Annotated in this window: 13 protein-coding genes; 6 read left to right on the top strand and 7 right to left on the bottom strand. The window is 61.2% G+C overall.

Features of this window, described 5'->3' with window-relative positions; translation table 11 throughout:
- Nucleotides 1–3 precede the first annotated feature (3 nt).
- Nucleotides 4–852, top strand: a complete 849-nt coding sequence (locus tag AC1DV6_RS00615; protein WP_477974260.1) for a M14 family zinc carboxypeptidase — start codon at nt 4–6, stop codon at nt 850–852.
- Nucleotides 780–2,297: a flavin-containing monooxygenase gene (locus tag AC1DV6_RS00610; protein ID WP_477974259.1), complete on the top strand. Its 1,518-nt coding sequence runs from the start codon at nt 780–782 to the stop codon at nt 2,295–2,297. The genes AC1DV6_RS00615 and AC1DV6_RS00610 overlap by 73 nt, the downstream gene beginning before the upstream one ends.
- A gap of 121 nt (nt 2,298–2,418) precedes the next feature.
- Here AC1DV6_RS00610 and AC1DV6_RS00605 read toward each other — a convergent pair whose 3' ends face one another.
- The 4 genes from AC1DV6_RS00605 to AC1DV6_RS00590 are packed head-to-tail and all read right to left on the bottom strand — an operon-like array spanning nt 2,419 to nt 6,482.
- Complete coding sequence (locus AC1DV6_RS00605; RefSeq protein WP_477974258.1) at nt 2,419–3,162, bottom strand: amino acid ABC transporter ATP-binding protein; 744 nt, start codon at nt 3,160–3,162, stop codon at nt 2,419–2,421.
- Nucleotides 3,163–3,168: 6 nt separating this feature from the next.
- A complete protein-coding gene (locus AC1DV6_RS00600; RefSeq protein ID WP_477974257.1) occupies nt 3,169–4,269 on the bottom strand; it encodes an amino acid ABC transporter permease in 1,101 nt (366 codons plus the stop codon).
- A 3-nt stretch (nt 4,270–4,272) separates the two neighbouring features.
- Complete coding sequence (locus tag AC1DV6_RS00595; RefSeq protein ID WP_477974256.1) at nt 4,273–5,439, bottom strand: amino acid ABC transporter permease; 1,167 nt, start codon at nt 5,437–5,439, stop codon at nt 4,273–4,275.
- An 11-nt stretch (nt 5,440–5,450) separates the two neighbouring features.
- A complete protein-coding gene (locus tag AC1DV6_RS00590; protein ID WP_477974255.1) occupies nt 5,451–6,482 on the bottom strand; it encodes an amino acid ABC transporter substrate-binding protein in 1,032 nt (343 codons plus the stop codon).
- Nucleotides 6,483–6,631: 149 nt separating this feature from the next.
- On the opposite strand from AC1DV6_RS00590, the gene AC1DV6_RS00585 reads away from it, so the two are divergent.
- From AC1DV6_RS00585 to AC1DV6_RS00575, 3 genes are read left to right on the top strand one after another with little or no spacing between them, the layout of a single operon-like run.
- A complete protein-coding gene (locus AC1DV6_RS00585) occupies nt 6,632–8,332 on the top strand; it encodes a long-chain fatty acid--CoA ligase (RefSeq protein WP_477974254.1) in 1,701 nt (566 codons plus the stop codon).
- Nucleotides 8,333–8,356: 24 nt separating this feature from the next.
- Nucleotides 8,357–9,385, top strand: a complete 1,029-nt coding sequence (locus AC1DV6_RS00580) for a methionine synthase (protein WP_477974253.1) — start codon at nt 8,357–8,359, stop codon at nt 9,383–9,385.
- Between the two features lie 5 nt (nt 9,386–9,390).
- The gene (locus AC1DV6_RS00575) at nt 9,391–9,882 is read left to right on the top strand and encodes a cupin domain-containing protein (RefSeq protein ID WP_477974925.1); all 492 of its coding nucleotides are present in this window, start codon (nt 9,391–9,393) and stop codon (nt 9,880–9,882) included.
- Nucleotides 9,883–9,957: 75 nt separating this feature from the next.
- Here the strand turns inward: AC1DV6_RS00575 and AC1DV6_RS00570 are convergent, their stop codons facing one another.
- Nucleotides 9,958–10,998 (bottom strand): NADP-dependent oxidoreductase, encoded by a 1,041-nt coding sequence (locus tag AC1DV6_RS00570; RefSeq protein ID WP_477974252.1) that lies wholly within the window; start codon nt 10,996–10,998, stop codon nt 9,958–9,960.
- 127 nt (nt 10,999–11,125) lie between these two features.
- Between AC1DV6_RS00570 and AC1DV6_RS00565 the strand changes: the two genes are divergently transcribed.
- A complete protein-coding gene (locus AC1DV6_RS00565; protein WP_477974251.1) occupies nt 11,126–12,349 on the top strand; it encodes a saccharopine dehydrogenase family protein in 1,224 nt (407 codons plus the stop codon).
- Between the two features lie 9 nt (nt 12,350–12,358).
- Here AC1DV6_RS00565 and AC1DV6_RS00560 read toward each other — a convergent pair whose 3' ends face one another.
- Nucleotides 12,359–12,907 carry a DUF1003 domain-containing protein gene (locus AC1DV6_RS00560; RefSeq protein WP_477974250.1) on the bottom strand — a complete coding sequence of 183 codons (549 nt, stop codon included), beginning with the start codon at nt 12,905–12,907 and terminating at the stop codon, nt 12,359–12,361.
- Nucleotides 12,908–12,959: 52 nt separating this feature from the next.
- Nucleotides 12,960–14,243 carry an NAD(P)/FAD-dependent oxidoreductase gene (locus AC1DV6_RS00555; protein ID WP_477974249.1) on the bottom strand — a complete coding sequence of 428 codons (1,284 nt, stop codon included), beginning with the start codon at nt 14,241–14,243 and terminating at the stop codon, nt 12,960–12,962.
- Nucleotides 14,244–14,249 lie beyond the last annotated feature (6 nt).

Genomic DNA, 14,249 nt, shown 5'->3' with positions numbered 1-14,249 from the left:
CGCATGCAATATCGAACCCTGCTCGCTCCCATGGTTGCTATGTTTTGCATAGCGGCTCACGCAAGTTATTCAAGGACTTGCATCGATTTCGCTTCCAAACTCCCAAATGTCTCTGCGGCCCTGTGCGAAGCCGCCCAGTTGCAGGACATGCGCGCCAAGTCCGTGCAGGGGCGCACCATCTGGGGCCGCGATGTGCGCGCCGAAGACGCGAAGCTGCGCATCCTGGTGATAGGCGGAATCCATGGCGATGAAATGTCGTCCAGCTCGATGGTGTTTCACTGGATCGGATTGGCGGGCACACCGGTAGCCGACATGCCGCAGCCCGTGGAGTGGCGCTTCATTCCTTCGCTCAATCCGGACGGCCTGTTCTCGCGGCCCGCCCGGCGTGTCAACGCCAATGGCGTAGACCTGAACCGCAACTTCCCCACACCCAACTGGACGCGTGACGCCAAACAGTATTGGGAAAACCGTACCAACAGGGACAAACGCCGTTGGCCCGGCCCGAAGCCACTGTCCGAGCCTGAGTCCCGTTTTTTGCATGAGCAGATGGACAGCTTCAAACCCAACCTGATTGTCAGCGTTCATGCCCCCTACGGCGTGTTGGACTTTGACGGCCCGTCGGTGCCACCCAGCAATCTGGGCCGCCTGTACCTGGATCAGGTCGGCATCTTCCCTGGTTCGCTGGGCAATTACGGCGGCATCCACAAGGGTGTACCCGTTGTGACCATCGAGCTGCCCAGTGCCAACCGCACGCCGTTGGACAAGGAGATGCGCCAGATGTGGATAGACCTGTTGCGCTGGACCACCGATCGCCTCGGCCCCGGTTTGCCCGCGAAGGCGCCAGCGCCATGAGCGCGGCGCTGGATGTCGCCATCGTCGGTGCGGGCTTTGGAGGTTTGTGTGCGGCGATCAAACTGCGTGAACAGGGGTTCAACAACATCGCCATCCTGGAGCGCAGCAATGAGGTAGGTGGCACCTGGCGCGACAACGTCTATCCCGGTTGTGCCTGTGATGTGCCTTCGCACCTGTACAGCTTTTCGTTCAAGCCCAATATGCGCTGGACGCGGCCTTATCCGCAGCAACCGGAGATTCAGGACTACGTGCTGCGCACTACCGAGAAATACGGCCTGCGCCCGCTGATCCGTTTTGGCAGCGATGTGCAGGCATTGCACTGGTTGGCTGATGAAGCCTGCTGGCGCATCGAATTGACGGGGCAGGAGCCGCTGTTCGCCAAACACGTGATCCTCGCCACCGGCCCGCTGAACAAGCCGCTGATCCCGCAGTTGCCTGGGCTGGATACTTTCGCTGGCCCCACGTTCCACTCCAGCCATTGGCATCACGATGTCGCGCTGAAAGGCAAACGCATTGCCGTCGTCGGCACGGGTGCCAGCGCGGTGCAATTTGTGCCCGAGATTGCCCCCGATGCCGAGAAGCTCACAGTCTTTCAGCGCACTGCGGCTTGGGTCTTGCCGCGCTGGGACCAACCCTACGGCAAGCTGCGCACCTTCGCCTACCGCTATGTGCCCGGCCTGCAACGCCTGAGCCGTTGGCGCGTTTACTGGTTCAATGAATGGGTGGGCATGGGCTTCATGGGTCACAAGGCGATGCAGACCATGCTCAAGCGCATGTCCGGTCACCACCTGCGCAGCCAGGTCGCAGACCCCGCGTTGCGCGAAGCGCTGACCCCCACCTTCGCCCCCGGTTGCAAGCGACTGCTGATTTCCAACACATGGTTCCCCACGCTACAGCGGCCCAACGTGGAACTGGTCACGCACGCCGTGTCGCGCGTTACGCCAGAGGGCGTTGTGTCATCGGATGGCGCGCTGCATCCCTGTGACGTGATCATCTGGGGCACCGGCTTTCAAGCCACCGAGTTTGTAGCGCCCATGAAGATTTTTGGTGAAGCAGGAGAGCTGGGCACGCAGTGGAAGCAGCAGCCCGCCGAAAGCCATCTGGGCATTACTGTCGCAGGTTTCCCAAACCTGTTCCTGCTGGTCGGACCCAGCACCGGCCTGGGCCATAACTCCATCATCTTCATGATCGAGTGCCAGGTGGGCTATGTGGTGCAGGCACTCAAGGCATCGCGTACGAATGGCGCGCAGCCGCTGCGCTTGAAACCTGCAGTGCAGCACAGCGAATACCAGCAAATCCAGAAAGACATGCAGCGCACCGTGTGGGTGTCAGGTTGCAAGAGCTGGTACCAAAACGCCAATGGCCAGATCGATACGCTGTGGCCGGGATATACGTGGCAATACTGGTTGAAGACGCGGCGGTTTCAGGTCAGCGACTATCTGTAGATTTTCACTCGAAATTCCAATAAAAAGTGGCGGCAAGGCTCATAAAACGTGCGTAAGCAGCTACTAATTCAATAGCATTCGACACTGCCCCTAGAGCCCGCGGCCAAGCGGTATTGGAGGTTCAGTGCCCCAGAATCTTCGACAGGAAATCCCGGCTGCGTTCGCTTTGCGGGTTATTGAAGAACTCGTTGGGCGTGTTCTGCTCAACGATCTGGCCTTGGTCCATGAAGATCACGCGGTCTGCGACGGCCTTGGCGAAGCCCATTTCGTGGGTCACGCAAATCATCGTGATACCGTGGCTGGCCATCTCGACCATCACGTCCAGCACTTCCTTGATCATCTCCGGGTCCAGCGCCGAAGTGGGCTCATCGAACAGCATGATCTTGGGTGTCAGACACAGCGCGCGGGCGATGGCCACACGTTGTTGTTGACCACCGGATAGCTGCAGCGGGTACTTGCCCGCCTGCTCGGCGATGCGCACGCGCTTGAGCTGTTCCATCGCTTTTTCTTCGGCATCCTTCTTGGGCATCTTGCCGACCCACATCGGTGACAGCGTCAGGTTTTCCAACACGGTCAGGTGCGGGAACAGGTTGAACTGTTGGAACACCATGCCGACCTTTTTGCGCACGTCGTCGATGGCCTTGACGTCGTCGGTCAGCTCCACGCCGTCGACGATCAGATTGCCCTGTTGGTGTTCTTCCAGGCGGTTGATGCAGCGGATCATCGTGGACTTGCCGGAGCCGGATGGGCCGCAGACCACGATGCGCTCGCCTTTGGTGACGGTCAGGTCAATGTCGCGCAACACATGAAAATTGTTGCCGTACCATTTGTTGACTTTGTCGAAGGTAATGATGGGTTCGGTCATATGGGCCTAGCGAAGCTTGCTCTTGTTGACCTGCTTTTCGATCCACAGGCTGTAGCGGGACATCGAGAAGCAGAAGACGAAATAGATCAGGGCGATGAACAGATAGCCTTCCAGGCGGAATGGGCGCCACTCGGCATCCGAGTTCATCGCCATGTTCATCGCGCCGGCCAGCTCAAACAGGCTGACGATGGCGACCAGCGAGGTGTCCTTGAAGCTGGAGATGAAGTTGTTCATCAGGCCCGGCACCACCATGGCCAGCGCCTGTGGCAACACGATCTTGCGCTGCGTCTGCCAGTACGACAGGCCTAGCGTGGCAGCGGCTTCAATCTGTCCTTTGGGAATCGCTTGCAAACCCCCGCGAATCACCTCGGCCATATAGGCCGCGGCGAACAGCGTGAAACCGGCAATCACCCGCACCAGCACATCGATGGAGAAGCCCTGTGGCAACAGCAGCGGAAACATGAACGAGGCCATGAACAGCACCGAGATCAGCGGCACGCCGCGGATCAGTTCGACATAGATGGTGCACAGGCTGCGAATCGCGGGCATGCCAGAGCGGCGGCCCAGCGCGATACACAGGGCGATCGGGAACGCCATGCCCATTGCCAGCGTGGACAGCAAGATGGTCAGCGGCAGGCCGCTCCACAGATCGGTGTCCACTTTGCTCAGACCCAAGACGCCGCCGCGCATCAGCGTGAAGAAGAACGCCAGGCACAGTACCCAGGCAGCAGCCAGCCAGGGCTTCCAGAAGACGCGCATGCAACTGCAGATGATCAGCGTCAGCAGCACCGCCGTGCCAATCAACGGGCGCCATTGCTCGTCAAACGGGTAGCGGCCAAAGATGATGAAGCGGAACTTCTCGTGGATCACGCCCCAGCAGGCGCCAGTGCCCGCGCGGCAGACAGCCGGATCGGGAACCCACACGGCATTCAGCACGGCCCAACGGAACAGCGTGGGCAGGTAGTTCAGCATGAAGCCCAGAATCACTAGCGTACCCAGCGAAGTGGCCCAGCTGCCGAACAGATTGGTGCGCAGCCAAGCCACCGGTCCCTTGGACTGGTTGGGCGCAGGGCGTGCGGCGATGAGTTGGAATAAGGTAGCAACCATGGCTTAGCGCTCCTTGATCGCCGAGCGGCGGTTGTACCAGTTCATCAACAGCGAGGTCAGCAGTGAGGTGCACAGGTAGACCGCCATGATGACGGCGATGCACTCGACGGCGCGGCCGGTCTGATTGATCGCGGTGTTGGCAATCGACACGACGTCCGGATAGCCAATGGCGACCGCCAGTGAAGAATTCTTGGTCAGGTTCAGGTACTGGTTGGTGATCGGCGGAATGATCACGCGCAGCGCCTGCGGCAACTGCACCAGCCGCATGCTCTGGCCGCGCGACAGGCCCAGCGCGGCAGCGGCTTCAGCCTGGCCAGCGGACACGGACTGGATACCACCCCGCACAACTTCCGACACAAAGGCGGCGGTGTACATCGTCAAGCCGATCAGCAGCGTCATGAACTCGGGTGTCAGCGAGCCACCGTGCTCGACGGCAAACTCACCTTGCACCGGGCTGTTCATCGCGGTGGGCGCGCCACCGGCGAGCCAGCCCAGAAATGCCATTGCCACAGCGATACCCAACGGCGCCAGCACCATACTGCCGGCCTTGCCCGTTTGCTCAAACTTCTTGAACGCGTAACGACGATAGCCCCAGGCGGCAAAGCAGCCCACCACAAAGCCGCAGACTGCCCAGACATGGCCGTTTGCCCAGATAGGAATCGGGAAATTCAAACCGCCCTTGCTCAGAAACAGCGGGCCTAAATGGAAAGGCTCCGTGGCTGCTGGCAGCACTTCAGAGAACAGCAGGTACCACATCAGCAACTGCACGTAGATGGGGATGTTGCGAAACAGTTCTACATAACATTGACACAGCCCGCGCACCAGCACATTGCGCGAGAAGCGACCTACGCCAATCAGTGTGCCCAGAATCGTCGTCAGCACGATGCCCAGAATCGCCACGCGCAAGGTGTTGCTGACGCCAATCAAAAAGGCGCGCCAATAGGGCTCGCCGGAATCAAACGCGAACAGGCTTTCACCAATGTCAAAGCCTGCCGCACTGGTCAGAAAGTCAAAACCACTCTGGATGCCCCGCGCCCGCATATTGGTCGCAGTGTTGTGTGCCAGGTACCAGACGGAGAGTCCGATCACCAGCAGCGCTACCGCCTGGTAGACCAAGCCCCGAAAGGCTTGGCTACGCCAGGACCACTTTTTCTTGGGTGCGGTTTGCATCTAGATCGGAATCAACGAATAGGCATGGCGTACTGGATGCCGCCCTTGTTCCACAGGTTGTTCAGACCACGTGGCAGTTTCAGTGCCGACTTGGGGCCGACATTGCGTTCAAAGATTTCACCGTAGTTGCCGGTGGTTTTGATCGCGCGGGCCAGCCATTCCTTGTCCAGACCCAGCAGCTTGCCGGTGTCATCGGTGGTGCCCAGGATGCGGCCAATGACCGGGTCCTTGTTGTTGGCTTTGAGTTCATCGACGTTAGCGGAGGTCACACCGTACTCTTCGGCTTCCAGCAGGCCGTATAGCGTCCATTTGACGATGGCCGTCCATTCGTCATCACCGCGGCGCACGAATGGGCCCAGCGGTTCCTTGGAAATCAGCTCGGGCAGGATCAGGTGGTCATCGGGCTTGGCCGCAGACTTGTTGCGCACGGCGGCCAGGCCGGAAGCATCTGTCGTATAGGCGATGCAACGGCCGGAGAAGTAAGCGCCTTCGACGGCATCCAGCTTTTCAAACACGACGGGCTTGATCGCCAGGCCGTTGGCCTTGGAGTAGTCGGTCAGGTTCTTTTCAGTGGTGGTGCCGGACTGCACGCAGACGGTCTGGCCCTTGAGTTGTTTGGCGCTCTTGATCTTGCTCTTGACCGGGACCATGAAGCCCTGGCCGTCGTAATAGGTAACGCCGGTCATCGACAGACCCAGCGATGCGTCGCGGGTCAGCGTGGCAGTGGTGTTGCGCGACAGGATGTCGATTTCGCCGGATTGCAGCGCGGTAAAGCGCGCTTGGGCCGTCAGTGGCACGTATTTGACCTTTTCGCCGTCGCCCAGAGTCGCAGCGGCGACAGCACGGCAAACGTCCACATCGATGCCGTTCCACTTGCCGGACGAGTCGGCAGCACTAAAGCCGGCGAGGCCTGTGTGCACACCGCACACCACCTGCCCACGCGCCTTGATGGCGTCGAGGGTTTTACCAGCGTGTGCGGGCAGTGCCAGCACGGTTCCCAGTGCGGCGGTTGCCGCTGCAAATGCGATTTTCTGAAGCTTCATGGTTGGACTCCGAGAGTGGAAAGGTTGGAGGACTTACGCCCCATAACGGGGCCGAGGACCTGATGGCGAATGTAATGCAAAAGCCGGGCCAACCCAACAGGGTTAAAACCCTGTTGGCACTGCAGTGATTCGCCGCTAGGCTGTCACAAATGCAATCCACCCCCAGCGCCCACTACAAATTCTGGCCCGCGCGCCTGCCCCATAGCATCACCGTCCCGGAAACATCCCTGTGGGACAACCTGGAAACCAGCGCCCGGCGCTACCCACACAAGACGGCTCTGGTGTTCTTTGGCCAAGCCCTCAGTTATGCCGATTTGCTACAAAAAACAGAGCGGCTTACGCACTATCTGTGCGCGCTGGGGGTCAAAAAGGGCGACAGAATCATTCTGAACATGCAGAACTGCCCACAACTGGTGATCGCGCACTTCGCGATACTGCGGGCCAATGCGGTGGTGGTGCCGGTCAATCCCATGAACCGGGCCGAGGAGCTGAAGCACTACATCACGGACCCGGACGCCAAGGTGGCTATAACCACCAGCGATCTGGCCGCTGAACTTGCCCGCGCCAATGATGCGCTGCCCGAGGCACAACGCCTGCAGCATATGGTGTTGACCCATTTCACTGATGCGTTTGACAGCGCAGTGACGGGTGAAGACGCGCCCCCCGCCGCCTGGCACGACTGGCTGCTGACGCGCCATGCGCCGCCAGCGCCCTTGTGTGCGCAGGTACATACCTGGGAGCAGGCGCAGGCATCGCAAGGCGCCCTGCCAGCGCTGGACGTGGGGCCACAGGATCTGGCGCTGCTGCCTTACACCAGCGGCACCACCGGGCTGCCCAAAGGCTGCATGCACACGCATGCCAGCATCATGCACAACGCCGTGGCTAGCAGCCTGTGGGGCAATGGCAGCGCGGAGAACGTGACCCTGGTGGTCGTGCCCATGTTCCATATCACCGGCATGGTCAGTGTGATGCACACCGCCATCCGCGGCGCTGCCACGTTGGTACTGATGCCGCGCTGGGACCGCGAGCTGGCCGGGCGCCTGATCTCGCGCCACAAGGTGACGCACTGGACCAACATCCCGACGATGGTGATCGACCTGCTGGCCAGCCCGAACTTTGCGCAGTTCGACCTCTCCAGTCTGACGCTGATAGGCGGCGGCGGTGCGGCGATGCCACAGGCCGTTGCGCAGCGCCTGCTGGAGCAATATGGTCTGCGCTATGTAGAAGGCTATGGCCTGACCGAGACGGCCGCACCCTCACACACCAACCCTCCGGACCACCCCAAGCAACAGTGCCTGGGCATTCCCTACATGAGCACCGATTCGCGCGTCGTAGACCCCGACACGCTGGCCGAAATGCCAGTGGGCGAGCAGGGCGAAATCTTGATCAGCGGCCCGCAGGTGTTTCAGGGCTACTGGAAGCGGCCCGAAGCGACGGCGGCGGTATTTGTGGAGATAGCCGGCAAGCGCTTCTTCCGCTCCGGCGATCTGGGCCATGTCGATGCGGATGGCTATTTCTTTCTGACCGACCGGCTCAAACGCATGATCAATGCATCCGGCTTCAAGGTCTGGCCGGCTGAGGTCGAGGCTCTGATGTTCAAGCACCCGGCGATCCAGGAGGCTTGCATCATTTCGACCAAAGACAGCTACCGCGGCGAGTCCGTGAAAGCCGTTGTGGTCTTGCGCGCATCGCACAAGGGGCAAGTGAGCGAGGATGCGCTTGTCGCCTGGTGTCGCGACAACATGGCTGTTTACAAGGTGCCGCGCACGGTACAGTTTGTCGACGCGCTGCCCAAGAGCGGCGCGGGCAAGGTGATGTGGCGCACCTTGCAAGAAAAGGAGAACGCATGAAGCGCGCTCACAGGAGTTGTTCCCATGTTTGAAACCGCGATAGCTGGCAGCCTGCCTAAACCTTTCTGGCTGTCAGAAACCGAAAAGCTTTGGCCGCAATGGAAGCTGGCCGGGCCAGACCTGCTACGCGCCAAAGCCGATGCAACGCTCTTGTGGATCAAGGCACAGGAAGACGCGGGGCTGGACATCGTCGGCGACGGCGAGCAAAGCCGCCAGCACTTTGTGCACGGTTTTCTGGAGCAGGTGGACGGCATCGACTTTGAAAACAAGGTCACGATGGGCATCCGCAACAACCGCTACGACGCGCAAGTGCCGCAAGTCATCGCACCGCTGAAGCTCAAGGGTCGTGTGCATGCGTTTGAGGCGCAACTGGCCCGCGCGCACACCAAGAAAAAACTCAAGTTCACGCTGCCCGGCCCGCTGACGATTGTCGATACCGTGGCGGATCGCTTCTACGGTGACAAGGTCAAGATGGCGTTTGCGTTCGCCGAGCTGCTGAACCAGGAAGCGCTGGCCCTGCAGGCCGATGGTGTGGACATCATCCAGTTTGATGAACCTGCCTTCAACGTCTACATGAAAGATGCCGCCGACTGGGGTGTCAAAGCACTGGAACGTGCAGCGCAAGGCTTGACCTGCACCACCGCCGTGCACATCTGCTACGGCTATGGCATCAAGGCCAATGTGGACTGGAAAGAAACACTGGGCCAAGAGTGGCGCCAGTACGCCGATATTTTTCCGGCGCTGGCTGCCAGCAGCATCCAGCAGGTCAGCCTGGAGTGCTACCACTCGCATGTGCCGCCGGAGCTGATGGCCTTGTTAAAAGACAAGGACGTCATGGTCGGTGTGATCGATGTAGCCAGCGATGTGATCGAAACGCCGGAACAGGTCGCCGACACCATCGGGTTGGCGCTGCAGCATGTGCCCAAGAACCGCATCTTCCCCTGCACCAACTGCGGCCTCGCGCCCATGAGCCGCGAAGTAGCAGAAGCCAAACTCGCCGCCCTTGCGCAGGGCGCGGCTTTGGCGCGGCAACGTTATGGAGCGACAGCATGAGCCTCATGCAACCACCCCACGGCCATAGCCATCCGCCCACCGACTGGAAGCACGATGGCGTGCGCGTCGTTCCCGGCAACCAGCTCGATGGCAATGTGCCGTCCACCCCTGGCATGGACCGCAAGGCCGCGATCAACTTTGCGCGCGTCGGCGCGCAAAAACTGTGGGCCGGCACCGTCACCATCCACGCCAACGCCAAGACTGGCGCGCACCACCATGGCCCGCTGGAAAGCGTGATCTATGTCGTCAAGGGCCGAGCCCGCATGCGCTGGGGCGAGCATCTGGAATTCACCGCCGAGGCAGGCCCGGGCGACTTCATCTACGTGCCACCCTTTGTGCCGCACCAGGAAATCAACGCCAGCGAAACTGAACAGCTCGAGTGCGTTCTATGCCGCAGTGACGGCCAAGCCGTCGCGGTGAACCTGGACATCGAGCCCGCCGAAAAACCGCAGACGGTCCTGTGGATTGACCCTACACACCCGCACGGGGGTGTGTAGGTCAGGCGCATCCTTGGGGCGAGATTGGTAGCCTTTTAGGCCTCCAGGGCCCATGAAACTTGCGTAAGCAGCTACTTATTCTGTAGCAACCTGCAGCACCAGCTTGCCAAAGTTTTCGCCGTTGAATAGCTTTTGCAAGGTCTCTGGGAAGGTCTGCAGACCGACGACCACGTCTTCCTTGCTCTTCATGCGGCCATCCTTCAGGTAGCCCGCCATCTCGGCGATGGCAAGGTGGTAGCGGTCGGCGTAGTCGAACACGACGATGCCTTCCATGCGGGCGCGGTTGACCAGCAGGCTCAGGTAGTTCTTCGGCCCTTGCACAGCGGTCGTGTTGTTGTACTGGCTGATCGCACCGCAGATGATGATCCGTGCGCCACGGGTGATCTTGGCCAGCACGTCGTCCAGAATCTCGCCGCCGACGTTGTCGAAGTAAATGTCCACGCCCTTGGGGCAATGTTCTTTCAGGCCCGCGCGCACAGCGCCTGGGCCGGCCTTGTAGTCGATGCAGGCGTCAAAGCCCAGCTCTTTCACGACCCAGTCGCATTTGGCAGCGCCACCGGCGATGCCGACCACGCGGCAGCCCTTGATCTTGGCCATCTGGCCCACGGTTTGGCCCACGGCGCCTGCTGCGCCGGATACGACCACCGTTTCGCCCGCTTTGGGCAAGCCCACGTCCATCAGGCCGAAGTAACCTGTCATGCCCGGCATGCCCAGCACGTTGAGCCACTGCGTCGGTGTGCCCAGGCGCAAATCGATCTTGAACAGACCGTTGCGCTTCATGTCGTCTTTGGCGATGGTGATGTACTCCTGCACGCCGGGCGTGCAGCTGACCACATCGCCGACTGCGTATTTGTCATTTTTAGAGGCGATGACCTTGCCGATACCGCCGGCACGCATCACTTCGCCAATGCCGACCGGTGGGATATAGCTCTTGCCTTCGTTCATCCAGCCGCGCATCGCCGGGTCCAGTGACAGTGCCAGCGTCTTCACGGTGATGCCGCCGTCTGCGGGCTCCGCCACGGCTTCGGTGGTATTGCTCCAGTCGGTAGGTTTGACCATGCCCACGGGGCGGGCGGCGAGACGGATTTGGTGGTTGGTGAGATTGGCGAGGGACATGGTTGGCTCCTTGGGGAAGGCGCGAATACTAGCGCGAAGTGCTGCCGCATGCCGTAGCCTGCGCGACAGGGGCTGGGGCTGCAGCGGGTTTGGGACTATGCTGCGCACTTCCCCGGGAGACACCACCATGCCAGCCAAACATACAGCGCGCACCTACGACGTCGTCCTCTACGGCGCCACAGGCTTTGTCGGCCAGCAAACGGTGGCCTATTTCGCCAGCCATCCACAGGTCAAGGCGCTGGGCTTGAAATGGGCGGTGGCGGGGCGCTCCAAAGACAAGTTGCAGGCCGCGCTCCGCAGACACGCGGCGCAAGCGGGCGTGGTGGTGGCAGACGCCCAGGATGCGGCTGCGCTGGATGCGCTGGCCCGCAGTGCCCGTGTGGTGCTGAGCACGGCCGGTCCGTTTGCGCTTTATGGCAGTGAGTTGGTGGCCGCCTGCGTGCGCCACGGAACGCACTACGTGGACATCACCGGTGAGACGCCCTGGGTGCGCAGCCTGATCGACAAGCACCATGCGCGCGCCGCGTTGGACGGCACCCGCATCATTCCGTGTTGCGGATTCGATTCAGTACCATCCGATTTGGGCGCATGGCTGGCACAACAAGCGTTTGAAAAGCGCTTCGGCACGCCGTGCACAGCGGTCAAAGGCGCGTTCAACCTGCGCGGTGGTTTTAATGGCGGCACGATGGCCTCGATGTTCAATATGTTTGCCAGCGGCCAGTCCGCGACTGTGTCCAATCCCTACTTGCTCAATCCGGCGGACGCACCTGGCCCAGATGCATCCGCCGCGGTCGATCCTGTCGCACCGCGGTTTGACGCGGATTTCAATGCGTGGCTCGCGCCTTTCATGATGGGGCCGATCAACACCCGCGTCGTGCGGCGCAGTGCGGCGCTGCTGGGCTACGCGCCGACATTCCAGTACCAGGAATACATGCGCATGGGCAAAGGTGCGGGCGCTGCAGTCGCCGCGGGCATGCTCAGTGGCGGATCGCTGATCACGCAAAGTGCCATGGCCTGGTCACCGGTGCGCAAACTGGCGCAGCGCATGGCTCCGCAGCCGGGTGAAGGGCCTTCGGAAGAGGCGATGGATGGTGGTTCGTTCCGCTATGAGTGGGTGGCGACGGGCGCAGCCGGGCAACAGGTGCGTGGTCGCGTGGCAGACCGCGGTGACCCGGGCAATCGGGCCACTACCAAGATGCTGTGCGAATCGGCGTTGGCGCTGGCCCTGCAATCGGATGAACTGCCCGGCGCGGGAAAACTCGGTGGTGTGCTGACCCCTGCCAGTGGTTTGGGCGACGTGCTGGTCAAGCGCCTGCAACTGGCGGGCATGACGCTGGAAGTGGATGCCTGAGGCCGGAACTCAGGGCAGCCGCGTATCGAGTCTCTCCAGCCGTTGCGTGAGTTCACGCACGGCCTCTGTCAGCGCCAGCAATTCTTTCTCCTTCAGCAAATCAATCTTCTCGTGCAGCAGCTCAATCTCGAGCTCTGCCTTGACGTTGATTTCGTAATCCGTTTCCGCGTGGCGGCGGTCCAGTTCGGACTGTCGGTTCTGGCTCATCATGATGGCCGGCGCGGTGTATGCGGCCTGGAATGACAGCAGCAGATTCAGCAGGATGAAAGGGTAGGGGTCCCAGGCACCTTTGCCGAACCAGACATTGCCGCCCATCCACAGAACAATCAGGGTGCTCTGGATGATGATGAACCGCCATGAACCGACGGTGCGGGCCACGATGTCGGCCAGCCACTGGCCGCGGGTCGCTGGTGGTGGCTCAAAGTGTTCTGGAGTCGTGCTCGCTGGCGGTTTGAACTTTTGTCGGTGTACGCGCCGGTGCGCGCGCAAGGCCTCAAGTTGCTTCTTGTCTTCGGGCGCATTGGCAGTGGCTGTGGTCGTGCTGGCTGGTGTACTCATGGGAAGACCCTCGTGATGCCACAAGTATGCGCCGCACCTGAGCGCAAACCAATCACACCCCCATGCGATCCCGCATCTCGTACCAGAGTGCGCCCAAGGCCGTGAACGGAACGCGGAAGAAACGACCACCCGGGAACGGGTAGTGCGGCAAGCGCGCGAAGGCGCCAAAGCGCTCCGCGTCGCCGCGAATCGCCTCGCCCAGCACACGGCCTATCAGGTGCGTGAACGTGATGCCGTGGCCCGAGCAGCCTTGTGAGTAATAGATGTTGTCCGACAGCTTGCCCACTTCCGGCAGGCGTGACAGCGTCAGCAGGAAGTTGCCGGTCCAGCCAAAGTCGACCTTGACGCCCTTGAGCTGCGGAAAGGTCTTCAGCATCTTGGGAACGATGATGGATTCGACATGCGCCGGGTCGCGCGCGCCATAGACCACGCCGCCGCCATAAATCAGGCGCTTGTCAGCAGACAGGCGAAAGTAGTCCAGCAGGAAGTTGTTGTCTTCCACGCAGTAGTCCGACGGCAGCAACTCGTCGGCCAGCTTGCCCAAAGGCGCTGTCGCAATCACCTGCGTTCCGCAAGGCATGGACATGCCCGCCAGCTTGGGCTCCAGCTCGCCGATATAGGCGTTGCAGGCAACGATCACAAAGCGGGCTTTCACCTGACCCTGCGTGGTGTGCACGGTAGCCATGGCGCCGCGTTCAATGTGGGTCACGGCGGATTGTTCGTGGATCAATCCGCCCAGGCTTTCCAGTGCCGTGGCTTCGCCCAGCGCCAGGTTCAGCGGATGAAAGTGGCCACCGGTCTTGTCCACCAGAAGGCCCTTGTAGCGGTCCGAGTTGACGACCTTGCGCACTTCGGCCTTGTCGTCGATCAGCGTCAGACCGGTGTGGCCCCATTGTTCCCATAGTGCCTTGTGTTCCTGCAGCTGGTGTACTTTGCGCGCGGTCATCGCGGCATAAACACCACCGTCTTTCAGATCGCACTGGATGTTGTATTTGGCAACCCGGTCGCGGATGATTTGCGCACCTTCGAACATCATTCGGCCCAGTGGCTCTGCGGCGGCGCGCCCGAATTTGGCTTCGATGACATCAATGTCGCGCGAATAGCTGTGCACGATCTGGCCGCCGTTACGCCCCGACGCACCCCAGCCCACCCGGGCCTGTTCCAGCACGACCACCTTGTAGCCCGCTTCGGCCAGCGCAATACCCGCCGACAGGCCGGTATAGCCGGCGCCCACGATGCAGACGTCGGCGTCCACGCTGCCTTGAAGTGCATCACGCGGCGGCGAAGCGTTGGCGGATGCAGCGTAGTAAGACGGGGCGTGTGCGGTGGAGGGCATGGCAGT

Source organism: Rhodoferax sp. P2_H8_2 (assembly GCF_056403235.1).
Note: the sequence above shows the minus strand (reverse complement) of the source record. Positions and strands in the feature narration are given on the sequence as shown.